At 72.6% G+C, this 23,938-nt stretch carries 20 protein-coding genes; 16 read left to right on the top strand and 4 right to left on the bottom strand.

Going from position 1 to position 23,938, the window contains the following annotated elements:
• Nucleotides 1-70: 70 nt before the first annotated feature.
• The 4 genes from ABZ261_RS23215 to ABZ261_RS23230 all read right to left on the bottom strand — a co-directional run bounded on the left by ABZ261_RS23215 (nucleotide 71) and on the right by ABZ261_RS23230 (nucleotide 5,705).
• A complete protein-coding gene (locus tag ABZ261_RS23215) occupies nucleotides 71-2,452 on the bottom strand; it encodes a DUF3488 and transglutaminase-like domain-containing protein (RefSeq protein WP_356862104.1) in 2,382 nt (793 codons plus the stop codon).
• Entirely contained in the window at nucleotides 2,449-3,807 is a 1,359-nt protein-coding gene (locus ABZ261_RS23220; RefSeq protein ID WP_356862106.1) for a DUF58 domain-containing protein, read from the bottom strand. The genes ABZ261_RS23215 and ABZ261_RS23220 overlap by 4 nt, the downstream gene beginning before the upstream one ends.
• Entirely contained in the window at nucleotides 3,807-4,847 is a 1,041-nt protein-coding gene (locus tag ABZ261_RS23225) for a MoxR family ATPase (RefSeq protein WP_356862108.1), read from the bottom strand. The genes ABZ261_RS23220 and ABZ261_RS23225 overlap by 1 nt, the downstream gene beginning before the upstream one ends.
• A gap of 246 nt (nucleotides 4,848-5,093) precedes the next feature.
• The gene (locus tag ABZ261_RS23230) at nucleotides 5,094-5,705 is read right to left on the bottom strand and encodes a carbonic anhydrase (protein ID WP_356862110.1); all 612 of its coding nucleotides are present in this window, start codon (nucleotides 5,703-5,705) and stop codon (nucleotides 5,094-5,096) included.
• A 356-nt stretch (nucleotides 5,706-6,061) separates the two neighbouring features.
• Here ABZ261_RS23230 and rsmH point away from each other — a divergent pair, with 356 nt between their 5' ends.
• The 16 genes from rsmH to ABZ261_RS23310 all read left to right on the top strand — a co-directional run bounded on the left by rsmH (nucleotide 6,062) and on the right by ABZ261_RS23310 (nucleotide 23,841).
• Nucleotides 6,062-7,018 carry a 16S rRNA (cytosine(1402)-N(4))-methyltransferase RsmH gene (rsmH, locus tag ABZ261_RS23235; RefSeq protein ID WP_356862112.1) on the top strand — a complete coding sequence of 319 codons (957 nt, stop codon included), beginning with the start codon at nucleotides 6,062-6,064 and terminating at the stop codon, nucleotides 7,016-7,018.
• A gap of 43 nt (nucleotides 7,019-7,061) precedes the next feature.
• The gene (locus ABZ261_RS23240) at nucleotides 7,062-7,676 is read left to right on the top strand and encodes a septum formation initiator family protein (protein WP_356862114.1); all 615 of its coding nucleotides are present in this window, start codon (nucleotides 7,062-7,064) and stop codon (nucleotides 7,674-7,676) included.
• A 5-nt stretch (nucleotides 7,677-7,681) separates the two neighbouring features.
• A complete protein-coding gene (locus ABZ261_RS23245; RefSeq protein WP_356862115.1) occupies nucleotides 7,682-9,646 on the top strand; it encodes a penicillin-binding transpeptidase domain-containing protein in 1,965 nt (654 codons plus the stop codon).
• Between the two features lie 121 nt (nucleotides 9,647-9,767).
• Complete coding sequence (locus ABZ261_RS23250) at nucleotides 9,768-11,330, top strand: UDP-N-acetylmuramoyl-L-alanyl-D-glutamate--2,6-diaminopimelate ligase (RefSeq protein ID WP_356862117.1); 1,563 nt, start codon at nucleotides 9,768-9,770, stop codon at nucleotides 11,328-11,330.
• Nucleotides 11,331-11,334: 4 nt separating this feature from the next.
• A complete protein-coding gene (gene murF / locus ABZ261_RS23255; RefSeq protein WP_356862119.1) occupies nucleotides 11,335-12,741 on the top strand; it encodes a UDP-N-acetylmuramoyl-tripeptide--D-alanyl-D-alanine ligase in 1,407 nt (468 codons plus the stop codon).
• Nucleotides 12,741-13,811 (top strand): phospho-N-acetylmuramoyl-pentapeptide-transferase, encoded by a 1,071-nt coding sequence (gene mraY, locus ABZ261_RS23260; protein WP_356862154.1) that lies wholly within the window; start codon nucleotides 12,741-12,743, stop codon nucleotides 13,809-13,811. The genes murF and mraY overlap by 1 nt, the downstream gene beginning before the upstream one ends.
• Nucleotides 13,793-15,229, top strand: coding sequence for a UDP-N-acetylmuramoyl-L-alanine--D-glutamate ligase (gene murD / locus ABZ261_RS23265; protein WP_356862121.1), 1,437 nt, complete (start codon nucleotides 13,793-13,795; stop codon nucleotides 15,227-15,229). Before mraY ends, murD begins: the two co-directional genes overlap by 19 nt.
• A 68-nt stretch (nucleotides 15,230-15,297) precedes the next feature.
• A complete protein-coding gene (gene ftsW / locus ABZ261_RS23270; protein WP_356862123.1) occupies nucleotides 15,298-16,665 on the top strand; it encodes a putative lipid II flippase FtsW in 1,368 nt (455 codons plus the stop codon).
• A gap of 6 nt (nucleotides 16,666-16,671) precedes the next feature.
• Nucleotides 16,672-17,760, top strand: a complete 1,089-nt coding sequence (murG, locus tag ABZ261_RS23275; protein ID WP_356862125.1) for an undecaprenyldiphospho-muramoylpentapeptide beta-N-acetylglucosaminyltransferase — start codon at nucleotides 16,672-16,674, stop codon at nucleotides 17,758-17,760.
• Nucleotides 17,761-17,786: 26 nt separating this feature from the next.
• Entirely contained in the window at nucleotides 17,787-18,569 is a 783-nt protein-coding gene (locus ABZ261_RS23280; protein WP_356862156.1) for an FtsQ-type POTRA domain-containing protein, read from the top strand.
• Between the two features lie 279 nt (nucleotides 18,570-18,848).
• Nucleotides 18,849-20,072: a cell division protein FtsZ gene (ftsZ, locus tag ABZ261_RS23285; protein WP_356862127.1), complete on the top strand. Its 1,224-nt coding sequence runs from the start codon at nucleotides 18,849-18,851 to the stop codon at nucleotides 20,070-20,072.
• Nucleotides 20,069-20,833 (top strand): peptidoglycan editing factor PgeF, encoded by a 765-nt coding sequence (gene pgeF / locus ABZ261_RS23290; RefSeq protein WP_356862129.1) that lies wholly within the window; start codon nucleotides 20,069-20,071, stop codon nucleotides 20,831-20,833. Before ftsZ ends, pgeF begins: the two co-directional genes overlap by 4 nt.
• Before the next feature lie 6 nt (nucleotides 20,834-20,839).
• The gene (locus ABZ261_RS23295) at nucleotides 20,840-21,559 is read left to right on the top strand and encodes a YggS family pyridoxal phosphate-dependent enzyme (RefSeq protein WP_356862131.1); all 720 of its coding nucleotides are present in this window, start codon (nucleotides 20,840-20,842) and stop codon (nucleotides 21,557-21,559) included.
• Nucleotides 21,560-21,687: 128 nt separating this feature from the next.
• Nucleotides 21,688-22,329 (top strand): cell division protein SepF, encoded by a 642-nt coding sequence (gene sepF / locus ABZ261_RS23300; protein ID WP_356862133.1) that lies wholly within the window; start codon nucleotides 21,688-21,690, stop codon nucleotides 22,327-22,329.
• 50 nt (nucleotides 22,330-22,379) lie between these two features.
• The gene (locus ABZ261_RS23305; protein ID WP_059248823.1) at nucleotides 22,380-22,670 is read left to right on the top strand and encodes a YggT family protein; all 291 of its coding nucleotides are present in this window, start codon (nucleotides 22,380-22,382) and stop codon (nucleotides 22,668-22,670) included.
• Nucleotides 22,671-22,722: 52 nt separating this feature from the next.
• Nucleotides 22,723-23,841 carry a DivIVA domain-containing protein gene (locus ABZ261_RS23310; RefSeq protein ID WP_356862136.1) on the top strand — a complete coding sequence of 373 codons (1,119 nt, stop codon included), beginning with the start codon at nucleotides 22,723-22,725 and terminating at the stop codon, nucleotides 23,839-23,841.
• Nucleotides 23,842-23,938: the final 97 nt, after the last annotated feature.

Here is a 23,938-nt window from a genome sequence, read left to right on the forward strand (position 1 = left end):
GGGTCCGGCTGCGCTCCCCGGTCCGGCTGCGCTCCCCGGTCCGGCTGCGCCTCTCGGCACGCGGCGCTGCTCAGCCCCGCTGCTGCGAAGGGCGGCGCGGCGCCATCCGGGCCGCCGCCCGGGACGTCAGCGCCGACCGGCGGGCCGACACCGCCCACAGCACGCGGACGGCCGAGCGGGGCAGGAACAGCGCCCGCAGCCGCGTCCGGGTGGTCGCCCTTGCCCGTAGCGCCTCGATCACCCGGCGCACGTCCTGGGCCGCGCCCGCCGCACGGGGCGGCCGGGGCGCGTACAGCACCTGCTCCACGGCGTCCGCCACCCGGTGCACCGCCGCCCCGGCCGCCGGATCGAGACCCCCCAGCCCGACGATGCGGGCGGCGGCCCTGCGCGGGGTCAGCGACCCGTCCGGCGCGATGCCGTGGTCCCATGCGCTGTCCGTCAGCTCCTGCCAGACGGCCAGGGTGTGCGCCGCCGTGCCCTCCGGCGTCCGGGCGTGACCGCCGAGCCGTGCCGCGCGCACCCGCGCCCGCCACAGCAGCGGCGCCAGCGAAACCGCCGCGAGCAGCAGCACGCCCAGCCCGGCCGGCAGCCACCACCACGGGCTCGTCCCGCCGTCCCCGCGGTGCGGGACGGCCGCGGCGGACGGGCTGCCGCACCCCTGAAGCCCGCGCGGCCCGCCGGTGCAGCTCTCGTTCGGCGAAGCCGCCGCCGAGGGCGCCGAAGAGGCGTTCTTGGACGGCAGCGTCTGTTCCGGCAGCGAGGTGCCGGGCGTGTCCGCCTGGGTGTACGACGGAGTGCTGCCGCGGGTGGGGGTCGGCTCGAAGCGGGTCCAGCCCACCCCCTCGAAGTACAGCTCGGGCCAGGCGTGCGCGTCCTTCTGGTTCACCGCGACCGTGCCGTCGGCCTGCGGAGTGCCGGGCGCGAAGCCCACCGCCACCCGGGCCGGGATGCCCAGGGTGCGGGCCATCGCCGCCATCGCGAAGGAGAAGTGGACGCAGAAGCCCTCCTTCTTCTCCAGGAAGTTCGCTATGGCGTTGGGGCCGCGGCCGACCTCCACCCGGGTGTCGTACTGGAACCCGCCGGTGACGGCGAAGTAGTCCTGGAGTTTGACGGCCTCCTCGTAGTGCGTGCTCGCGCCCGCCGTGACCTCCTCGGCGGTGCGTGCCACGACCTTCGGCAGCGAGGACGGCACCTTGGTGTACTCGCGCCGCAGGGCCGCCGGCGGCTGCGGGGCGGAGGCCAGCTGCCGCGCGGTCGGCCGCACGTCCAGACTGGTCACGTCGTAGGTCTCGCCGCGCGTGGTCTGGCCGTGGTCGCCGACGAGGGTCATGCCGACGGGCTCGTACCGCCACCGGCCGCTGATCTCCACGTCGCTCGGCGGGTAGGGCATCGGCAGCCAGTCCTGCGCATAGGTGTCCGCGGCCGTGACGGTCGTCCTCACCTCGCTGCGCTCGACGCCGGCGCGAAGGCCGGCCGGTGCGGGAAGGGTGTCCGGCACGCCGACGACGCGCCGCCGGGCCGGCTTCCACGTGGTGCCGTCGAAGGCGTCCAGGGAGACGATCCGCAGGTACAGGCCGGAGACGTCGTTCGTGCTGGTCCGCACGGACAGCAGCAGACGGTCGTCGTTCGTGTTCAGGCTGTCGCGCAGCGACACCAGCGGGTTGACCGCCGAGATCGTGCCCCCGTCGCCGTCGCCCGCCCCCACGCCGGCCCCGGTGCCGTCCAGCAGGCCGCCGTGCATCGCGGGCAGGGCGAGCGGCGCCACCAGGGCGACGCCGAGCGCCACCGCGCCGATCCGGCGGCCGGTGCGCACCGGCGTCACCGCGCCGCCCTCCGGCGCGCCCGGGGCGCGGGGTGCGCCGCCGAAGACCCGGCCCCACTGCGCCAGCCGGTCCCGGCCCTCCGCGAGCAGCAGCATCAGATAGCCGGCCGCCGCCACCAGGAACCACAGCCACTCGGCGCCGCCGTCGGACAGGCCCGCGGCCACCGAGTACAGCGCGAGCAGCGGCAGCCCGGCCGGGGCCGCACTGCGGTAGGTCACCGCGAGCGTGTCCACCAGCAGCCCGATCACCAGCACGCCGCCGATCAGCATCAGCTGGATGCCGTCGGACAGCGGCGCCGGTATCGCGTACCGGGCGACGTCGTCGGCGCCGGCCTGCAGCAGCCCGGCGAGGTACCGGAAGGCGTCCGGGCCGGGGACGAACCCGAGGAGGGCGTGCCGGCGGGCGAAGACCAGCGTGAGCAGCAGCAGGGTGGCGAGCGCCTGCGCCGCCACGGTCAGCGGCCGGCCCAGCGGCACCCGCCGGGCCGCGGCGCCCACACCGGTCTGCACCGCCACCAGCGGCGCCAGCTCCAGCAGCCAGGTCGGCTCGACGACCAGAGGCAGCAGCGCGCACGAGGCCATCAGCGTGGCCGCCGCCGCGCACAGGGTCAGCCGTGCCCGCCCGCTCATCCCCGTGCCTCCCCGCTCAGGGCGGCCAGGCCCGAACGCTCCCGGTCCGCCCGCCGCCACAGTTCGTCCAGCGACGCGCCGCGCGGCACGCTCAGCGCCGTCCAGCCCGCCTCGCGCAGCAGCCGCAGCCGCCGCTCGTGCCCGCCGCGCGGGCGGGGCACGTCCGTCGCCTCCCGCGTCCAGGTGTCCGGGTCCAGCACGAAGGCGACGGCGGCGCCGCTGCGCCGGCGCATCCCGGCGACCGTCGTGGCCTGCTCCTCGTCCAGGTCGCCGAGGAAGGCGACCAGCAGCCCCCCGTCGCCGCCGCGCAGCACGTCGTACGCCCGGGACAGGCCCGCGCCGTCGGAGTGGTCGATCACCGCGAGGGTGTCCATCATCAGCCCGGCCGTGTCCGCGGTGTCCTGGCCGGTGCCGGCGAAACCGCCGGCGCCCTCGCCGGGCACCACGCTGCCGGTGTCGGTGAGCAGCCGTACCGAGAAGCCGCGTTCCAGCAGGTGCGCGAGCACCGAGGCGGCGCAGGAGACCGCCCACTCGAAGGCCGAGTCCGGGCCCGCCCCCGCGAAGGCCCCGCCCCGGGTGTCCAGCAGCACGGTGCACCGGGAGCGCCGGGGCTGCTCCTCGCGGCGCACCATCAGCTCGCCGTGGCGCGCGGTGGACCGCCAGTGCACCCGGCGCAGGTCGTCGCCGTAGCGGTACTCCCGGGGGATCACGTCGTCCTCGCCCGCGAAGGCCAGCGAGCGCTGCCGCCCGTCGCCGCGCCCTTGGGCCTCGCCGCCGAAGCCGACCGGGGCCAGCGGCTCCACGCGCGGGATCACCGTCAGGGTGTCGGCCGCGGCGAAGGAGCGGGCCAGCTCGCACATTCCGAAGGGGTCCGTGAGCCGTAGCTGCAGCGGGCCCAGCGGATAGCGGCCCCGCAGGTCCGACCGGACCCGGTAGGAGACCTCGCGGCGCCCGCCCGGCTCGATCCGGTCCAGCACGAACCGGGGCCGCGGCCCGAGGACGTACGGCACTTGGTCCTGCAGCATCAGCAGACCGGTGGGCAGCCGGGAGACGTTGTCCATCCACAGGTGCACCCGGGCCTCGCCGCCTGCGGGCACGCGCGCGGGGGAGAGGCGGCGGCCGGCGGCCACCCGGTGACGCGTGCGGTACAGCACGGCCGCGCAGATCAGGGGGAGCACGGCCAGCAGCAGGCCGACTCGGAGCAGATCGCTCTGGCCCAGTACGTACGCGCAGATCGCGGCGGCGATCCCGGCGGCCAGGAAGGAGCGGCCACGGGTGGTCAGCCCCGCGAGGGCCGTACGGATCCCGCCCGCCTCCCCGCGGTCGGGCTCCGCCGGCGTCCCCCCGGCATCCATCACAGACCCCGCGGTGACTGCGGGGGACAGGCCGGGACGGCGCGGCCCAGGCCGCCGAAGGCGTTCTGCTGCGGCGGGGCCGCGGGCACCGGGGTGTGCTGGAGGATCTCCAGCACCACCTGTTCGGCCGTGCGGCGCTCGAGCTGGGCCTGGGCGGTGGGCAGCAGGCGGTGGGCGAGGACGGCGACGGCGAGCGCCTGGACGTCGTCCGGCAGCGCGTACTCCCGGCCGGCGAGCGCCGCGGACGCCTTGGCGGCGCGCAGCAGGTGCAGCGTCGCGCGCGGCGAGGCGCCGAGTCTGAGGTCGGGGTGCGTGCGCGTGGCGGCGACCAGTTCGACGACGTACCGCCGGACCGCCTCGGAGACGTGCACCTCGCGCACGGCCTCGACCAGCTTCACGATCTCGTGCGCGTGCGCCACCGGCTGGAGGTCCTCCAGCGGGCTGACGCCCCCGTGGACGTCGAGCATCCGCAGTTCGGCCTCCACGCTCGGGTAGCCGACGGAGACGCGGGCCATGAAGCGGTCGCGCTGCGCCTCCGGCAGCGGATAGGTGCCCTCCATCTCGACCGGGTTCTGGGTGGCCACCACCATGAAGGGGCTGGGCAGTTCGTACGTCTGCCCGTCGATGGTGACCTGCCGCTCCTCCATGGACTCCAGCAGCGCCGACTGGGTCTTGGGCGAGGCGCGGTTGATCTCGTCGCCGATCACGATCTGCGCGAAAACGGCGCCCGGCTTGAACTCGAAGTCCCGGCGCTGCTGGTCCCAGATGGAGACACCCGTGATGTCCGAGGGCAGCAGGTCCGGCGTGAACTGGATGCGCCGCACCGAGCAGTCCACGGACCGCGCCAGCGCCTTGGCGAGCATCGTCTTGCCCACCCCGGGGACGTCCTCGATCAGCAGATGCCCCTCGGCGAGCAGCACGGTCAGCGCGAGCCGTACGACCTCGGGCTTGCCCTCGATCACGCCCTCCACCGAACCGCGCACCCGCTCCACCGTGGCGGTCACGTCAGTGAGGCTCGCTCGATCGTCATAGGTCGTCACCCGGCCCTCCTCGGCCCGTTCTTTCCGGGCCGGCTCCCGATGCGGAACCGGCCCACCCCGAAACACGGACACCACGCGGGAGAAGTTCCGCGTGACGTCACACCCCGCATTCTTGCCGCCGTTACCGATTCGTGTCACTCGCCTGTGGACAACTGCCCGAACGATGCCGGTGGTACGGCTTTTTCGACCATGTTTTCGACACGGAGGCGGCGGGATGCGTTCCGGGGCGGCCGGCCGGCGCCCGGGTCAGGCCGGGTCCACCTCGCGCAGCAGACCGGTGCGCACGTCGAAGACGAAACCGCGGACGTCGTCGGTGTGGAGCAGGAACGGCGAGGTGCGCACCCGCTGCATGGACTGGCGCACGTCCTGGTCGACGTCCCGGAAGGACTCCACCGCCCAGGCCGGTCGCTGGCCGACCTCCATCTCCAGCTCGTGCCGGAAGTCCTCGGTGAGGGACTCCAGGCCGCAGCCGGTGTGGTGGATCAGCACCACGCTGCGGGTCCCCAGCGCCCGCTGGCTGATGGTCAGGGAGCGGATGACGTCGTCGGTCACCACACCGCCGGCGTTGCGGATGGTGTGGCAGTCGCCGAGTTGCAGGCCGAGCGCCTTGTGCAGGTCGAGGCGGGCGTCCATACAGGCCACGACGGCGACCTTGAGGACGGGCCGGGCGTCCATGCCCGGGTCGGTGAAGGCCTCGGCGTACCGCCGGTTGGCCTCGACGAGGCGGTCGGTCACACGGTCGCCAGGAGTCATGGCGCCTTCGGATCCAGTGGGCACTGCTGCAGAAGTCGTCATGGTGACGACGTTAACGGTCACCTGCCGTTCCGGCCTGCTGTGAGAGGGGACAAAGAACGTCATCGCGTCTTGTTGTGAGCGAACCCACAGGGAGGCCGAACCTGCCCCGGACGGGTGAACACGCGCGGATTCCCGCTCCCGTCCCGCCGCGGTGCGCGACGCGCAGGCCGGTTGATTGACCCCGAGACGGGGTGGACTAAAGTGGCGCGAAGCGGGAGGCGCGGCTCTTCCCGCTGGTGAAACCCCCTGAAGACCCCGGCGCACGTCCGGAGGTCTCCCCGCGTGCGCGGCGCGTACGTACGGCTCGGCCTCCTCCCGCTCCGGTCGGCTGACGCTTCCGGCGCCGGCAGGCCGCCCCGTCACGAGCCGGCGAGGACCCGCGGCGGTGCGTATCCCGCGCCGGATCCTGAGAGGCCCCCTTGAGCCAACGTCGACACGTACCGGTGATGCTCCAGCGGTGCCTGGACCTGCTGGCGCCCGCCCTGGAGCGCCCGGGCGCCGTGGTCGTCGACTGCACCCTCGGCCTCGGCGGCCACAGCGAGGCCCTGCTGGCCCGGTTCCCCGGGGCGCGGCTGATCGGCCTCGACCGCGACAAGGAGGCGCTGCGGCTGTCCGGCGAGCGGCTGGAGCCGTACCGGGACCGCGCCACGCTCGTGCACGCCGTGTACGACGAGCTGCCGGACGTCCTGGACCGGCTCGGCGTCGCGCGCGTGCAGGGGGTGCTGTTCGACCTCGGGGTGTCCTCCATGCAGCTCGACGAGGCCGACCGCGGCTTCGCCTACGCCCAGGACGCGCCCCTGGACATGCGGATGGACCAGACGACCGGGATCAGCGCCGCCGAGGTCCTCAACACCTACCCGGCGGGCGAACTCGTGCGCATCCTGCGCGCCTACGGCGAGGAGAAGCAGGCCAAGCGGATCGTCTCCGCGATCGTCCGCGAGCGCGAGAAGGAGCCGTTCGCCAACAGCGCCCGGCTCGTCGCGCTGATCCGCGACGCCCTCCCGCAGGCCGCCAAGCGCACCGGCGGCAACCCGGCCAAGCGCACCTTCCAGGCGCTGCGCATCGAGGTCAACGGTGAACTCGCCGTCCTGGAGCGGGCGATCCCGGCCGCCGTCAAGGCCCTGGACGTCGGCGGGCGGATCGCGGTGCTCTCGTACCACTCGCTCGAAGACCGGCTGGTCAAACAGGTGTTCGCGGCGGGAGCGGCGTCCACCGCGCCGCCCGGGCTGCCGGTCGTGCCCGAGCGTTACCAGCCGCGGCTCAAGCTGCTCACCCGCGGTGCCGAACTTCCCACCGAGGAAGAGATCGCCGAGAACCGCCGGGCCGCGCCGGCCAGGCTGCGCGGCGCCGAGCGCATCAGGGAGGACGTCGAGTGAGCGAGACGGGCCGGCTGGTCGTCCCGGACCCACGGGGGGAGCGGTGAGCAGGCAACCGGAACTGAAGGGGAGGGCCGCCCGGCTCGCCCGGCTCCTCCCGGCCGGCCGCGCCCGGGCGGCCCGCACCCCGTTCGTGCTCCTGGTCGTCCTGCTCCTCGGCGGCGGCCTCATCGGACTGCTCGTGCTGAACTCGGCGCTCAGCGAGGGCTCGTTCGAACTGGCCGACCTGCGGAAGCAGACGAAGAACCTCACCGACGAGGAGCAGGCCCTGCAGCGGGACATCGACGGCTACTCGGCGCCCGGCGCCCTCCAGCGCCGCGCCCGTGAACTGGGCATGGTCCCCGGCGGCGACCCGGCCTTCCTCGGCCCCGACGGCAGCGTCAAGGGCGTCCCCAGCCCCGCGCCGGAGTCCGCGGACCTCTCCGACCCGCTCGCCCCCGGACCCGGGCCCGTCCTCGCCTCCGCCCCCTCGGCCCCCGTCCCCGTGCCCTCGGCGCCCGCCTCCGCCCCGGCGGCGCCCGGCACGGTCCCGTCGCCGCCCGCCTCCGCCCCGGCGGCGCCCGGCACGATTCCGGCCCTGCCCCAGGGCGTCCCCGCACCGGCGACCGGGCCGCTCACCCTCCCCCAGCTCCCCTCCACCCCGACCCCCGGCAGGTGACGGAAGTGTCCGACAGGCAACCGCCGCGCCGCCGCGTGCCCGGGCCGGCCAAGCCTCCGCGGCCGCGGGGCGCGGTCCGGCGGCAGCCCGGGCCCGGCGCCCGTCCGGCCCGCCGCCCCGGCGGGGCCCGGCCCCCGGCCCCCCGCCCGCTGCGGCTCGGCAGTCCGCGGCCCCGGCTGCGTCTGGTCAGCCTCGGTCTGACCCTGGTGCTGCTCGCCTTCGTCGTGCGGCTGCTCCAGGTGCAGGCCGTCGACGCCAGCGCCTACGCGGCCCGTGCCGAGCAGAACCGCTACGTGGTGCACACCCTGGCCGCCGAACGCGGCGGGATCACCGACCGCAACGGCGTGGCCCTTGCCGTCAGCGAGGACGCGTACGACATCACGGCCGACCCGACGATGTTCGACGCCGAGCAGCTGAAGATCCACGACGGCCCGGAGCGGGCCGCCGCGCTGCTCGCGCCGATCCTCGGCCAGGACCAGGCCGCGATCGCCCGGAAGCTGCGGCCCGCGAACAGCGACTCCCGCTACACGCGGCTCGCCGCGCGGCAGACCCCGCAGGTCTGGAAGCAGATCAAGGATCTGAAGGCCGCGCTGGCGAAGAAGTCGGAGACGGACCCGAGGACGGTCAACGTGCTGGCCGGCGTCTTCGCGGACCCCAGCAGCCAGCGCGTGTACCCCAACCGCGACCTGGCCGCCGGGATACTGGGCTGGGTCAACGCCGACGGCCGGGGCGGCGGCGGCATCGAGCAGGCGCTGGACAAGCAGCTCACCGGGAAGGACGGCAAGATCCGGTATGCCCAGTCGGGCGGCCGCGAGGTGCCCACGGCCGGGTCCACCGAGACGCCCGCCGTGCCGGGCGCCGACGTCGAGCTGACCATCGACCGCGACATCCAGTGGGCCGCCCAGGACGCGATCACCGAGCAGGTGAGGAAGTCCCGGGCCGACCGCGGTTACGTCATCGTCCAGGACACCCGCACCGGCCAGATCCTGGCCATGGCCAACTCACCCGGCTTCGACCCCAACGACCTGTCCAAGGCCGACGGCGACGCCATGGGCAACGCGGCCGTCCAGGACGCCTACGAGCCCGGCTCCACGGCGAAGGTGATGTCGATGGCGGCCGTGCTGGAGCGGAACGTCGCCACCCCGCTCACCCACGTCGTCGTGCCCAACCGGCTGCACCGCGGCGACCGTCTCTTCCAGGACGACGTCGACCACGCCACCTGGTACCTCACGCTCAACGGCGTCCTCGCCAAGTCCAGCAACATCGGCACCATCCTGGCCACCGGCGAACTCGGCAGGACCCAGCCCGAGGCCAACAAGGTCCTCTACTCCTACCTGCGCAAGTTCGGCATCGGCAGCTACACCGGGCTCGGCTTCCCCGGCGAGACCCCCGGCATCCTCGCGCCGCCGCAGAAGTGGTCCACCTCGCAGCAGTACACGATCCCTTTCGGCCAGGGCTTCTCCATCAACGCCATGCAGGCCGCGTCCGTGTACTCGACCATCGCCAACGGCGGCGTCCGGGTCGAGCCGACCCTGGTGCGCGGCACGAAGGGCCCGGACGGGCGCTTCACCCCGGCCCCGAAGCCCCGGACGACGCGGGTGGTCAGCGAGAGGACCGCCAAGGCCCTCGCCCGGATGCTGGAGTCCGTCGTGGACGACGAGCAGGGCACCGGCATCAAGGCCCGCATCCCCGGGTACCGGGTCGCCGGCAAGACCGGCACGGCCAACCGTGTGGATCCGGCCACCGGCCGCTACCGCGGATACACCTCGTCGTTCGCCGGTTTCGCCCCCGCGGACAACCCCCGCATCACCGTCTACTGCGCCATCCAGAACGCCACGGCGGGCAGCTACTTCGGCGGCCAGATCTGCGGCCCCATCTACAAGCAGGTGATGGAGTTCGCCCTGAAGACCCTCCAGGTCCCGCCGACCGGGGCGAAGCCCGCCAGCCTGCCCGTCGACTACAAGCCCTGACCGGGACCACGCGAACCCCAGGAACGAGCTCGTGACAACGATCACTCCCGACGCCGGGAACCACGGGACCGAGAGCCCCTCACTTCGCTCCCGGGCGGGTGCGCCCGGTACGCTCACCGCCGTGCCACACGCTGATCAGTCCCCAACCACCCACAGCGGCCGACCCGAGACCCGTCCGGGGCTGCCCAGGCCGACGCTCCCCGCCACCCCCCTCGCGGAGCTCGCCGGCCTGCTGGGTGTCACCGCACCGGAAGGCGCCGCCGAGGTCACGGGGATCACCCACGACTCGCGCGCCGTCCGCCCCGGCGACCTGTACGCCGCCCTCCCGGGCGCCCGCCGGCACGGCGCCGACTTCGCCGCCCAGGCCGCGAGCCTGGGCGCGGTCGCCGTGCTCACCGACCCGACGGGCGCCGAGCGCGCCGCCGCGACCGGACTGCCCGTCCTGGTCGTCGACGACCCGCGCGGCCGGATGGGGGAGCTGGCGGCCACGATCTACCGCCACCCGGGACGCGACCTGCTCCAGATCGGCATCACCGGCACCTCCGGCAAGACCACCACCGCCTATCTCGTCAAGGGCGGCCTGGACGTGTCCCGCCCGGCCGGCCTCATCGGCACGGTGGAGATCCGCATCGGCGACGAGCGCATCAAGTCCGAGCGCACCACCCCGGAAGCCACCGACCTGCAGGCCCTGTTCGCCGTCATGCGCGAAGAGGGCGTCGAGGCGGTCGCGATGGAGGTCTCCAGCCACGCCCTGGTCCTCGGCCGGGTCGACGGCTGCGTCTTCGACGTCGCGGTCTTCACCAACCTCAGCCCGGAGCACATGGAGTTCCACTCCGGCATGGAGGACTACTTCCAGGCCAAGGCGCGGCTGTTCACGCCGGAACGCAGCAGGCTCGGCGTCGTCAACGCCGACGACGAGTACGGCCGGCGGCTCGCCCGCGAGGCGACCGTCCCGGTCGTCACCTACTCCGCCGAGGGCCGCCCCGACGCCGACTGGCGCGCAAGGGACGTCCGGATCGGGCCCACGGACTCGACGTTCACCGTCCTCGGCCCGAACGGCGAGCGGATCGACGCCAAGTCGCCGCTGCCGGGCCCGTTCAACGTGGCGAACACCCTCGCCGCCGTCGTCGCGCTCGCCGTGGCCGGCCACGACCCGCAGGCCGCCGCCGACGGCATCGCCGCCGTGCCGGGCGTCCCCGGCCGCCTGGAGCGCGTCGACGCCGGGCAGCCGTACCTCGCGGTGGTCGACTACGCCCACAAGACCGACGCGGTCGAGTCGGTGCTCACGGCGCTGCGCAAGGTCACCAAGGGCCGCCTGCACGTCGTCCTCGGCTGCGGCGGCGACCGCGACCGCAGCAAGCGCGCCCCCATGGGCGCCGCCGCGGCCCGGCTCGCGGACACGGCCGTACTGACCTCCGACAACCCACGCTCCGAGGACCCGCTCGCCATCCTCGCGACCATGCTCGAGGGCGCGGCCTCCGTGCCCGCGCACGAGCGCGGAGAGGTGCTCGTGTTCGAGGACCGGGCCGCCGCCATCGCCGCCGCCGTGGGCCGCGCCCAGGCCGGCGACACCGTGCTGGTCGCGGGCAAGGGCCACGAGCAGGGCCAGGACATCGCCGGCGTCGTCCGTCCCTTCGACGACCGCCAGGTGCTTCGCGAAGCTATCCAGAAGACCCAGGGATGAACTTGTGATCGCCCTCTCCCTCGCCGAGATCGCAGCAGTCGTCGGCGGGCAGACGCACGACATACCGGATCCGTCCGTCCAGGTCACCGGCCCGGTCGTACGGGACTCCCGCGAGGTGGCGCCGGGCAGCCTGTTCGCCGCCTTCGTCGGCGAGCGCGTGGACGGCCACGACTACGCGGCCGAGGTCGTCCGGGCCGGCGCGGTCGCCGTGCTGGCGTCCCGGCCGGTCGGCGTGCCCGCGATCGTCGTCGAGGACGTGCAGACGGCCCTCGGCGCCCTCGCCCGGCACGTCGTGAAGCGGCTCGGCGCGACCCTCGTCGCCCTGACCGGCTCGGCCGGCAAGACCAGCACCAAGGACCTGATCGCCCAGGTGCTGAGCCGCAAGGCGCCGACCGTGTTCACGCCGCAGTCGCTGAACAACGAGATCGGGCTGCCGCTCACCGCCCTGACCGCCACCGAGGAGACGCGGTTCCTCGTGCTGGAGATGGGCGCCCGCGGCATCGGGCACATCCGCTACCTCACCGAGCTGACCCCGCCGAAGATCGGCCTGGTGCTCAACGTCGGCACCGCCCACATCGGCGAGTTCGGCGGCCGTGAGCAGATCGCCCAGGCCAAGGGCGAGCTCGTGGAGGCCCTCCCCGGGGACGGGACCGCGATCCTCAACGCCGACGACCCGCTGGTGCGGGCCATGGCCTCCCGTACCCAGGCGAAGGTGGTCCTTTTCGGAGAGTCGGCCGAAGCGGACGTACGCGCCGAGAACGTGCGACTCACGGACAGCGGACAGCCCGCCTTCAGGCTTCACACACCCTCCGGTGCAAGCGATGTGACCATGCGCCTGTACGGTGAGCACCACGTGTCGAACGCGCTCGCCGCGGCCGCCGTCGCCCATGAGCTGGGCATGTCCGCGGAAGAGATCGCCACCGCGCTCTCCGAGGCGGGCACCCTCTCCCGCTGGCGCATGGAGGTCACCGAGCGCCCGGACGGCGTGACCATCGTCAACGACGCCTACAACGCCAACCCCGAGTCCATGCGGGCCGCCCTCAGGGCGCTCGCGGCCATGGGCAAGGGGCGCCGCACGTGGGCGGTGCTCGGCAAGATGGCCGAGCTGGGGGACGAGGCGCTCGCCGAGCACGACGCCGTCGGACGGCTCGCCGTCCGGCTCAACGTCAGCAAGCTCGTCGCCGTCGGGGGGATTGAGGCCTCCTGGCTGCAACTGGGCGCATATAACGAGGGTTCGTGGGGTGAGGAGTCGGTGCACGTGTCCGACGCACAGGCGGCGATCGACCTGTTGCGCAGCGAGTTGCGCCCGGGGGACGTCGTGCTCGTGAAGGCGTCCCGTTCGGTGGGGCTCGAGAGCGTCGCCCAGGCGCTGACCGAGACCGGTGCCGGGCGTGGGGTTGATGCCCGATGATGAAGCAGATCCTGTTCTCGGGCGTCATCGGCCTCTTCCTGACGCTGATCGGCACGCCGCTGCTGATCAAGCTGCTGGCCCGCAAGGGCTACGGCCAGTACATCCGCGACGACGGCCCCCGGGAGCACGCCAGCAAGCGCGGTACGCCCACCATGGGCGGCATCGCCTTCATCCTCGCGACGATCGCCGCGTACTTCCTGAGCAAGCTCATCACCGGCTACCCGCCGACCTACTCCGGACTGCTGGTCCTCGGCCTGATGTTCGGCATGGGCCTGGTCGGCTTCCTCGACGACTACATCAAGATCGTCAAGCGGCGTTCGCTGGGTCTGCGGGCCAAGGCGAAGATGGCCGGCCAGCTGATAGTCGGCATCGCCTTCGCGGTGCTGTCGCTGCAGTTCGCCGACGCGCGCGGGAACACCCCGGCGTCCACGAAGTTGTCCTTCATCACCGACTTCGGCTGGTCGATCGGCCCGGTGCTGTTCGTGGTCTGGGCGCTGTTCATGATCCTGGCGATGTCGAACGGCGTGAACCTGACCGACGGTCTGGACGGTCTCGCCACCGGCGCCTCCGTCCTCGTCTTCGGCGCCTACACCTTCATCGGCGTCTGGCAGTTCCAGGAGTCCTGCGCCAACGCGCAGACCCTCACCAACCCCGGCGCCTGCTACGAGGTGCGCGACCCGCTGGACCTCGCGGTCGTCGCCTCCGCGCTGATGGGCGCCTGCCTCGGCTTCCTGTGGTGGAACACCTCGCCCGCCAAGATCTTCATGGGCGACACCGGTTCGCTCGCGCTCGGCGGCGTCCTGACGGGCCTGGCCATCCTCTCCCGCACGGAGCTGCTGGTGGCCATCATGGGCGGCCTGTTCGTCCTCATCACCATGTCGGTCGTCATCCAGGTCGGATCCTTCCGGCTCACCGGGAAGCGCGTCTTCCGGATGGCGCCGCTCCAGCACCACTTCGAACTCAAGGGCTGGTCCGAGGTCCTGGTCGTGGTCCGCTTCTGGATCATCCAGGGCATCTGTGTGATCGTCGGACTGGGCCTCTTCTACGCAGGATGGGCAGCGGACAAGTGACCTCCTCGGTGCCTTCTGACTTCTTCCAGGGCAAGCACGTCACCGTCGCCGGGCTCGGCGTCTCCGGCATCCCGGCGGCGAAGGCCCTCCACGCGCGCGGGGCGGCCGTCACGGTCGTCGACGACGGCGACCACGCCCGCGCGCGCGAGCAGGCCGCCGAACTGGAGGCGCTCGGCATCACCGTGCGCCTCGGCGACGGGGCGACCCTGCCGGAAGGCACCGAGCTGATCGTCACCGCGCCCGGCTGGAAGCCCGACAAGCCGCTGTTCCTCGCCGCCGAGCGGGCCGGTGTGCCGGTCTGGGGCGACGTGGAGCTGGCCTGGCGCCTGCGCGGCCCCGACGCGGCCCCCTGGCTCGCCGTGACGGGCACCAACGGCAAGACCACGACCGTGCAGATGCTCGCCTCCATCCTGAAGGCGGCGGGCCTGCGCACGGCCGCCGTCGGCAACATCGGCGTCTCCCTGCTGGACGCGGTCCTCGGCGACGAGCGGTACGACGTCCTCGCCGTGGAGCTGTCCAGCTACCAGCTCCACTGGGCGCCCTCCCTGCGCGCCCACTCCGCCGCCGTCCTGAACCTCGCGCCGGACCACCTGGACTGGCACGGCTCCATGGAGGCGTACGCGCGCGACAAGGGACGCATCTACGAGGGCAACAAGGTCGCCTGCGTCTACAACGCCGCCGACAAGGCCACCGAGGACCTCGTGCGCGAGGCCGACGTCGAAGAGGGCTGCCGGGCGGTCGGATTCACCCTGGGCACGCCCGCCCCCTCCCAACTCGGCGTCGTCGACGGCATCCTGGTCGACCGGGCCTTCGTCGAGAACCGGCAGAAGAACGCCCAGGAGCTGGCCGAGCTCTCCGACGTCCGCCCGCCGGCCCCGCACAACGTCGCCAACGCCCTCGCGGCGGCGGCCCTCGCCCGCGCCTTCGGGGTGCCCGCCACGGCCGTACGGGACGGTCTGCGCGCCTTCCGGCCCGACGCCCACCGCATCGAGCACGTCGCCGACATCGACGGCGTGGCGTACGTGGACGACTCCAAGGCGACCAACACGCATGCCGCCGAGGCCTCTTTGGCGGCGTACGAGTCGATCGTGTGGATCGCGGGCGGCCTGGCGAAGGGCGCGGTCTTCGACGAACTGGTCGCCAGGTCGGCGAAGCGCCTGCGCGGCGCCGTCCTGATCGGCGCCGACCGGGCGCTGATCCGGGACGCCCTCGCGCGACACGCCCCGGAAGTACCCGTGGTCGACCTCGACCGGACCGACACTGGGGCGATGCTCCAGGCGGTGACGGAAGCGAGGCGGCTCGCTCAGCCCGGTGACACGGTGCTGCTGGCCCCGGCCTGCGCCTCCATGGACATGTTCACCAACTACAACCAGCGCGGCGACGCGTTCGCGGCGGCGGTCCGCGGACTCGGAGCCTGACCCCGGCCGCCTGCCGGGCGGACCTCGGGAGGGACGCGTGGGACGGCCGACGTTCAGTGGAGGCGCCGATGCCCAGTAGCCGTACCGGCCGGCCACCCGTGCAGCGGGCGTCCCGGCGTCCGCGTCCCGCCGTTCCCCGGCCCCCGCGCGAGAACCCCGTCCAGCGGCTCGGCAGGCGCGCGCGGAGGGCCTGGGACCGGCCGCTGACCGCCTACTACCTGATCGTCGGCGGCAGCGTGCTGATCACCGTGCTGGGCCTGGTGATGGTCTACTCGGCCTCCCAGATCACCGCGCTGCAGCTGTCGCTGCCCGGCTCGTACTTCTTCCGCAAGCAGTTCCTCGCCGCCCTCATCGGCGGAGCGCTGCTGTTCGCCGCCTCGCGCATGCCGGTGAAGCTGCACCGCGCGCTGGCCTACCCGATCCTCGCCGGCGCCGTCTTCCTGATGGTCCTGGTGCAGGTCCCCGGGATAGGGATGGCGGTCAACGGCAACCAGAACTGGATCTCCCTCGGCGGCTCCTTCCAGATCCAGCCCAGCGAGTTCGGCAAGCTCGCCCTCGTGCTGTGGGGCGCGGACCTGATCGCCCGCAAGCAGGAGAGGAAGCTGCTGACCCAGTGGAAGCACATGCTGGTGCCGCTCGTCCCGGTCGCCTTCCTGCTGCTCGGGCTGATCATGCTCGGCGGCGACATGGGCACCGCGATCATCCTCACGGCGATCCTGTTCGGCCTGCTGTGGCTCGCGGGCGCGCCGACCAGGCTGTTCGCGGGCGTGCTGTCGGTCGCCGCCGTGATCGGTGTGATCCTGATCAGAACCAGTCCCAACCGGATGGCCCGCCTGGCCTGCATCGGCGCCACGGAGCCGAAGACCGGCGTCGCCGACTGCTGGCAGGCCGTGCACGGCATCTACGCCCTCGCCTCGGGCGGGCTGTTCGGCTCCGGGCTCGGCGCGAGTGTGGAAAAATGGGGCCAACTCCCGGAGGCCCACACCGACTTCATCTTCGCCGTCACCGGTGAGGAACTGGGCCTCGCGGGGACGCTGTCGGTGCTCGCCCTGTTCGCGGCTCTAGGCTATGCGGGTATCCGCGTGGCCGGACGCACGGAGGACCACTTCGTGAGGTACGCCGCGGGAGGCGTGACCACCTGGATCACCGCTCAGGCGGTGATCAACATCGGTGCGGTGCTCGGCCTGCTGCCGATCGCCGGCGTCCCGCTCCCGCTGTTCTCCTACGGAGGGTCCGCCCTGCTGCCGACCATGTTCGCCATCGGGCTGCTGATCGCCTTCGCGCGCGACGAGCCCGCTGCGCGGGCGGCGCTTGCGATGCGGCAACCCCGCTTTGGTAAAAAGCGGGCGGGAGGCTCCGGTGCCGAGCGGGGGCCTCGGAGATGGAACACGATGCGACGGCGTGCCTCGGCGGCGCGTTCGTCCGGAGAGCGGTGAATTTCGGTGCATGTCGTACTCGCCGGTGGGGGGACCGCCGGCCACATCGAGCCCGCGCTCGCCCTCGCGGACGCCCTGCGCAGGCAGGACCCGACCGTGGGGATCACGGCCCTGGGCACGGAGCGCGGCCTGGAGACCAGGCTGGTGCCGGAGCGCGGCTACGAGCTGGCGCTGATCCCGGCGGTGCCGCTGCCCCGCAAGCCCACGCCCGAGCTGATCACCGTCCCGGGCCGGCTGCGCGGGACGATCAAGGCCGCCGAGCAGATCCTGGAGCGCACCAAGGCGGACGTCGTGGTCGGCTTCGGCGGCTACGTGGCCCTGCCCGGCTATCTGGCCGCCAAGCGGCTCGGTGTGCCCATCGTGATCCACGAGGCCAACGCCCGCCCGGGGCTGGCCAACAAGATCGGCTCGCGGTACGCGGCCCGGGTCGCCGTCTCCACGCCGGACAGCAAGCTGCGGGACGCCCGCTACATCGGCATCCCGCTGCGCCGCTCCATCGCCACCCTGGACCGTGCCGCCGTCCGCCCCGAGGCCCGCGCCCGTTTCGGCCTCGACCCGAACCTGCCCACGCTGCTGGTCTCCGGCGGCTCGCAGGGCGCCCGGCGCCTGAACGAGGTGACGCAGGCGGTCGCGCCCTGGCTGCAGCAGGCAGGCATCCAGATCCTGCACGCGGTCGGACCCAAGAACGAACTGCCGCAGGTGCACCAGATGCCGGGAATGCCCCCGTACATCCCGGTAAGTTACCTGGACCGGATGGACCTCGCGTACGCCGCGGCCGACATGATGCTCTGCCGCGCGGGCGCGATGACCGTCGCCGAACTCTCCGCCGTCGGGCTTCCGGCCGCGTACGTCCCGCTGCCCATCGGCAACGGCGAGCAGCGGCTGAACGCGCAGCCGGTGGTCAAGGCCGGCGGTGGCCTCCTGGTCGACGACGCGGAACTGACGCCCGAGTGGGTGCAGCAGAACGTCCTGCCCGTGCTGGCGGATCCGCACCGGCTGTACGAGATGTCCCGTGCGGCCAGCGAGTTCGGCCGCCGGGACGCCGACGAACTGCTCGTCGGCATGGTGTACGAGGCGATCGCCTCACGCCGTTAGGACCATATGACGAAAGGGCAGTGAGCGTGGCCGGACGGACGACCGCCGAGCGCGGTGAACGCCAGCAGGAGTCGTCCGTCCCGCCGCCCGTCCGCGGACGCCTTCGTACGATCGTCGTCCTGGGCGCCCTTCTCGTGCTCCTCGGGGCGGGCGTGGCCTGGGTGTTGTACGGCTCGGACTGGCTGCGCGTCGAGCGCGTCCCGGTGTCGGGCACGCGCGTGCTGACCCCTGCCCAGGTGCGCGAGGCCGCGGCCGTGCCGCTCGGGGAGCCGATGATGTCCGTCGACACGGACATCATCGAAGCCCGACTTCGTCGGAAATTGCCCCGAATTGACACCGTAGAAGTGGTTCGTTCCTGGCCGCACGGAATCGGACTGAAGGTGATCGAGCGCACTCCGGTCGTACTGATCCGAAAAGGCGGGAACTTTGTCGAAGTCGACGCGGAAGGTGTCCGATTCGCCACGGTTTCGCGGGCGCCGAAAGGGGTTCCCCTGCTGGAATTGTCCGTCTCGCGGACAGGTCCCGCCGCCGCGAGCTTCCGCCGTTTCGGCGCCGGCCGGCTGGTGCGCGAGGCGGTGCGCGCCGCCGGCGACCTGCCGCGCTCCCTGGCCGGGGCCACCCGGACCGTCCGCGTCCGCTCCTACGACGCCATCTCGCTGGAGTTGGCCGACGGGCGCACGGTGGCATGGGGGAGCGGCGAGAACGGCCGCGCCAAGGCACGGGCCCTCACCGCTCTCATGAAAGCAGCTCCCGGCGCGCGGCACTTCGACGTCAGCGTTCCCACCGCCCCTGCGTCATCGGGGAGTTGACGCACATCAGCGCAGGCCAGCACCCTGGTTGGGCACTGCTACGGCTGATCACATAGGGTGAAAAGAAAAACGGGAGGTTCGGCGTGTTCGTTGAACGGGCGCCACGTGTCGACTTAGTGTCCTGTTCGGAAGACTCCAGGGAACAGACACACTGGTAACCCTAAACTTCAGGGTTAGGGTTCGGGTCGGCGCTACGGACCGTCCCATTCGGCATCCGTCGTCGCGGCGCGGGGCACCGCACCGCGGCGACAACGTAATTCGAGGCGAGAGGCCTTCGACGTGGCAGCACCGCAGAACTACCTCGCAGTCATCAAGGTCATCGGTGTCGGCGGCGGTGGTGTCAATGCCATCAACCGGATGATCGAGGTCGGTCTCAAGGGCGTCGAGTTCATCGCCATCAACACCGACGCACAGGCGCTGTTGATGAGCGACGCCGACGTCAAGCTCGACGTCGGCCGCGAACTCACCCGCGGACTCGGCGCCGGGGCCAACCCGGCCGTCGGCCGCAAGGCCGCCGAGGACCACCGCGAGGAGATCGAGGAGGTCCTGAAGGGGGCCGACATGGTCTTCGTGACGGCCGGTGAAGGCGGCGGCACCGGCACCGGCGGGGCGCCCGTCGTGGCCAACATCGCACGCTCCCTCGGCGCGCTCACCATCGGCGTGGTCACGCGCCCGTTCACCTTCGAGGGACGGCGCCGCGCGAACCAGGCCGAGGACGGCATCGCCGAGCTGCGCGAAGAGGTCGACACCCTCATCGTCATCCCGAACGACCGGCTGCTGTCCATCTCGGACCGCCAGGTCTCGGTCCTGGACGCCTTCAAGTCGGCGGACCAGGTCCTGCTCTCCGGTGTGCAGGGCATCACCGACCTCATCACCACCCCCGGTCTGATCAACCTCGACTTCGCCGACGTCAAGTCGGTCATGTCCGAAGCCGGTTCCGCCCTCATGGGCATCGGCTCGGCCCGCGGCGACGACCGCGCGGTGGCCGCGGCCGAGATGGCGATCTCCTCCCCGCTGCTGGAGGCGTCCATCGACGGCGCCCGGGGCGTGCTGCTCTCCATCTCCGGCGGCTCCGACCTCGGTCTCTTCGAGATCAACGAGGCCGCCCAGCTGGTCAGTGAGGCCGCCCACCCCGAGGCCAACATCATCTTCGGCGCGGTCATCGACGACGCCCTCGGCGACGAGGTCCGGGTCACCGTGATCGCGGCCGGCTTCGACGGCGGCCAGCCGCCGGCCCGCCGGGACAACGTCCTCGGCTCGGCCTCCGGCCCGGCCTCCGCGCCGGCCGCCCCCCGCCGCGAGGAGCCCGCCCCGGCGCGGCCGAGCGAGCCCAGCCGCCCGTCGTTCGGCTCGCTGGGCAGCGTGAAGCCGAAGGAGGAGCCGGAGCCGGCGCCCGAGCCGGTGGCCGACATCCCGGTCCCCCCGCCGGTCACCCCGGCGCCGCGGCCCGCCTACTCGGACAGTGCGGCCGAGGAACTGGACGTCCCGGACTTCCTCAAGTGATAGGACGGCGCGAGAGCGTGAGCGGCGCGCACTTCGCCTTCACCGACCGGTGGGGCGGGGTGAGCGCCGCTCCGTATGAGGAGCTGAACCTCGGCGGAGCGGTCGGCGACGACCCGGAGGCCGTCCAGGCCAACCGGAAGCTCGCGGCCGAGTCCCTCGGCCTGGACCCCGGCCGGGTGGTCTGGATGAACCAGGTGCACGGCGCCGACGTCGCCGTGGTGGACGGGCCGTGGGGCACGGAGGGCTCCCCGCACGGGCGGGGCCGGGAGCGGGGGAGCGCGGCGCCGGAGGCCGACGCCGTCGTCACCGCCCGGCGCGGACTCGCCCTCGCCGTCCTCACCGCCGACTGCGTGCCGGTGCTGCTGGCCGACCCGGTCGCCGGCGTCGCCGCAGCGGCGCACGCGGGGCGGCCCGGCATGGTCCGGGGCGTCGTCCCCGCCGCCGTACGGGCCATGGTGCGACTCGGGGCCGTGCCGGACCGGATCGTCGCCCGCACCGGGCCGGCCGTCTGCGGCCGGTGCTACGAGGTGCCGGAGGCGATGCGCGCCGAGGTGGCCGCCGTCGAGCCGGCGGCGCACGCCGAGACGAGTTGGGGCACGCCTGCGGTCGACGTGAGCGCCGGCGTGCACGCGCAGCTCGACCGGCTCGGGGTGTGCGACCGGGCGCAGTCGCCGGTGTGCACGCTGGAGTCGGCGGATCACTTCTCGTACCGCCGCGACCGCACCACGGGGCGGCTCGCGAGCTACGTCTGGCTGGACTGATGGGGCATGACGGACCGTAAGACCGAACTCGCCGCGAACCTGGCGAAAGTGGAGCAGCGCATCGCCGCCGCGTGTGCCGCGGCCGGGCGCCGGCGGGAGGAGGTGACCCTCATCGTGGTCACCAAGACCTACCCGGCGAGCGATGTGCGGATCCTGTCGGAACTCGGTGTGGGACATGTGGCCGAGAACCGGGACCAGGACGCGGCGCCGAAGGCCGCCGCCTGTGCGGATCTGCCCCTGAAATGGCACTTCGTCGGCCAGTTGCAGACCAACAAGGTCCGTTCCGTGGTCGGTTATGCCGATGTCGTGCAATCCGTCGACCGTCCCCGACTCGTCGCCGCCCTGTCGAAGGAGGCGGTGCGGGCCGGGCGCGAGGTGGGCTGCCTCGTCCAGGTCGCACTGGACGCCGGGGCGAGCGGCCGGGGCGACCGCGGCGGCGTGGCCCCCGGGGGAATCGAAGAGTTGGCCGACCTCGTCGCCGGCGCGCCCGGGCTGCGGCTCGACGGTCTGATGACCGTCGCCCCGCTCACCGGGGAGTACGCGGGACGCGAACAGGCGGCGTTCGAGCGGCTCATGGATTTGTCGACTGACCTGCGCCGAGCCCATCCGGCTGCAACCATGGTGTCGGCAGGGATGAGTGCGGACCTCGAACAGGCCGTGGCCGCCGGAGCGACACATGTGCGCGTCGGCACCGCGGTACTCGGAGTCCGCCCCAGGCTCGGGTAACGTCGCCAGGAAGTCGGACCACAGCAGAAAATATGGTCAATGCCCACTCAACACGGGCACACGACCACGTGGATCGCGGGCACTGGGCAGTCGTCAGCCGATCCACCACAGAGCGGAGGACTCAGAGCATGGCCGGCGCGATGCGCAAGATGGCGGTCTACCTCGGCCTCGTGGAGGACGATGGGTACGACGGCCGTGGATTCGACCCCGACGACGACTTCGAACCCGAGTTGGATCCGGAGCCCGAGCGGGACCACCGGCGGCACGAGCCGTCACACCAGCCGCACGGTGCGCACCAGTCCCAAAGGGACGAAGAAGTGCGTATCGTGCAACCGCCCGCGCCGCGCGAGCCGGTCGCCCGCTCGGCTTCGCTCGCCGCGGAATCCGGACGCCCGGCGCGGATCGCGCCCGTGGCATCCATCACACAAGAACGTCAGTCCCTGGAGAAGAACGCACCGGTGATCATGCCCAAGGTCGTGTCCGAACGAGAGCCTTACCGGATCACCACGCTCCACCCGCGGACCTACAACGAGGCCCGTACCATCGGGGAACACTTCCGCGAGGGCACCCCGGTGATCATGAATCTGACGGAGATGGACGACACGGACGCGAAGCGACTTGTCGACTTCGCGGCCGGTTTGGTGTTCGGTCTCCACGGCAGCATCGAGCGGGTGACGCAGAAGGTGTTCCTGTTGTCTCCTGCTAACGTCGATGTCACGGCGGAGGACAAGGCCCGCATCGCAGAGGGCGGGTTCTTCAACCAGAGCTGAGACGCACCACCGGATGGAAGCACCGAACAGGGGAGAGGGAAGCGCAATCCATGAGCGTGTTCGCGCAGGTGATCTACATCGCGCTGATGGTGTTCCTCGTCGTGCTCATCTTCCGGCTGGTCATGGACTATGTCTTCCAGTTCGCCCGCTCGTGGCAACCCGGCAAGGCGATGGTGGTCGTCCTGGAGGCCACCTACACTGTCACCGATCCACCGCTGAAGCTTCTGCGGCGGTTCATCCCGCCGCTGCGTCTCGGGGGCGTGGCGCTCGACCTGTCCTTCTTCGTACTGATGATCATCGTCTACATTCTCATCTCCATTGCGCAGAGCTTCGTGAGATGAGGATGGACGATCCGGTCTTGCCGACTGCCGATGACTACGTTGAGGTGAAGAGATGCCGTTGACCCCCGAGGACGTGCGGAACAAGCAGTTCACGACCGTCCGCCTCCGAGAAGGCTATGACGAGGACGAGGTCGATGCCTTCCTCGACGAGGTCGAAGCCGAACTGACCCGTCTGCTCCGCGAGAACGAGGACCTGCGCGCCAAGCTGGCCGCGGCGACGCGTGCCGCTGCCCAGAACCAGCAGAACATGCGCAAGCCCCCGGAGCAGGACCAGCAGCAACAGCATCCTCAGCAGCAGGGCATGCGAGGTCCCGGCCAGCCGGTGCCCGCCGGCATATCGGGCCCGCCGCAGCAGCAGATGGGCGGCCCCATGGGTGGTCCGCCCCAGCTGCCGAGCGGTGCCCCGCAGCTGCCTGCCGGCCCCGGCGGTCAGGGCGGCCCGCAGGGCCCCGGCCCGATGGGCCAGGGTCCGATGGGTCAGGGCCCGATGGGCGGTCAGCCGCCCATGCAGCAGCAGATGGGTGGCCCCATGGGCGGTCCGATGGGCGGCCCCATGGGCGGTCAGGGCCCCGGCGGCGACAGCGCCGCGCGTGTCCTCTCGCTGGCCCAGCAGACCGCCGACCAGGCGATCGCCGAGGCCCGCTCCGAGGCGAACAAGATCGTCGGCGAGGCCCGCAGCCGTGCCGAGGGTCTGGAGCGCGACGCCCGTGCCAAGGCCGACGCCCTGGAGCGGGACGCGCAGGAGAAGCACCGCGTCGCCATGGGCTCCCTGGAGTCCGCGCGCGCCACGCTGGAGCGCAAGGTCGAGGACCTGCGCGGCTTCGAGCGCGAGTACCGCACGCGCCTGAAGTCGTACCTCGAGTCCCAGCTGCGGCAGCTGGAGACCCAGGCCGACGACTCCCTGGCGCCGCCGCGCACCCCGGCCGCCGCGTCCCTGCCGCCGTCCCCGGCGCCCTCCATGGCCCCGGCCGGCGCGAGCGCCCCGTCCTACGGCGGCAACCAGCCGATGGGCGGCTCGCCCGCTCCGTCCGGCCCGTCCTACGGCGGTCAGCAGCAGATGACCCCGGCCATGACCCAGCCCATGGCCCCGGTCAGGCCGCAGGGCCCGTCCCCGATGGGCCAGGCGCCCTCGCCGATGCGCGGGTTCCTGATCGACGAGGACGACAACTGAGCGGTCCCTGAGACCGGTACGGCCACGGCGTCGGCAGCGTCCCTAGGGCGGGCCCCTGGACTTCGGTCCGGGGGCCCGCCCTTTTTACGCGGGTTGA

This window comes from Streptomyces sp. NPDC006193, from assembly GCF_040613915.1.
Lineage (GTDB): Bacteria > Actinomycetota > Actinomycetes > Streptomycetales > Streptomycetaceae > Streptomyces.

Bases quoted from the DNA above. Each gene is read 5' to 3' on its own strand.
- sepF (WP_356862133.1), top strand. From the start codon at position 21,688: ATGGCCGGCGCGATGCGCAAGATGGCGGTCTACCTCGGCCTCGTGGAG.
- murD (WP_356862121.1), top strand. From the start codon at position 13,793: ATGGGCAGCGGACAAGTGACCTCCTCGGTGCCTTCTGACTTCTTCCAG.
- mraY (WP_356862154.1), top strand. From the start codon at position 12,741: ATGAAGCAGATCCTGTTCTCGGGCGTCATCGGCCTCTTCCTGACGCTG.
- ABZ261_RS23220 (WP_356862106.1), bottom strand. From the start codon at position 3,807: ATGGATGCCGGGGGGACGCCGGCGGAGCCCGACCGCGGGGAGGCGGGC.
- ABZ261_RS23295 (WP_356862131.1), top strand. From the start codon at position 20,840: ATGACGGACCGTAAGACCGAACTCGCCGCGAACCTGGCGAAAGTGGAG.
- ABZ261_RS23230 (WP_356862110.1), bottom strand. From the start codon at position 5,705: ATGACGTTCTTTGTCCCCTCTCACAGCAGGCCGGAACGGCAGGTGACC.
- ABZ261_RS23215 (WP_356862104.1), bottom strand. From the start codon at position 2,452: ATGAGCGGGCGGGCACGGCTGACCCTGTGCGCGGCGGCGGCCACGCTG.
- ABZ261_RS23305 (WP_059248823.1), top strand. From the start codon at position 22,380: ATGAGCGTGTTCGCGCAGGTGATCTACATCGCGCTGATGGTGTTCCTC.
- ABZ261_RS23310 (WP_356862136.1), top strand. From the start codon at position 22,723: ATGCCGTTGACCCCCGAGGACGTGCGGAACAAGCAGTTCACGACCGTC.
- ftsW (WP_356862123.1), top strand. From the start codon at position 15,298: ATGCCCAGTAGCCGTACCGGCCGGCCACCCGTGCAGCGGGCGTCCCGG.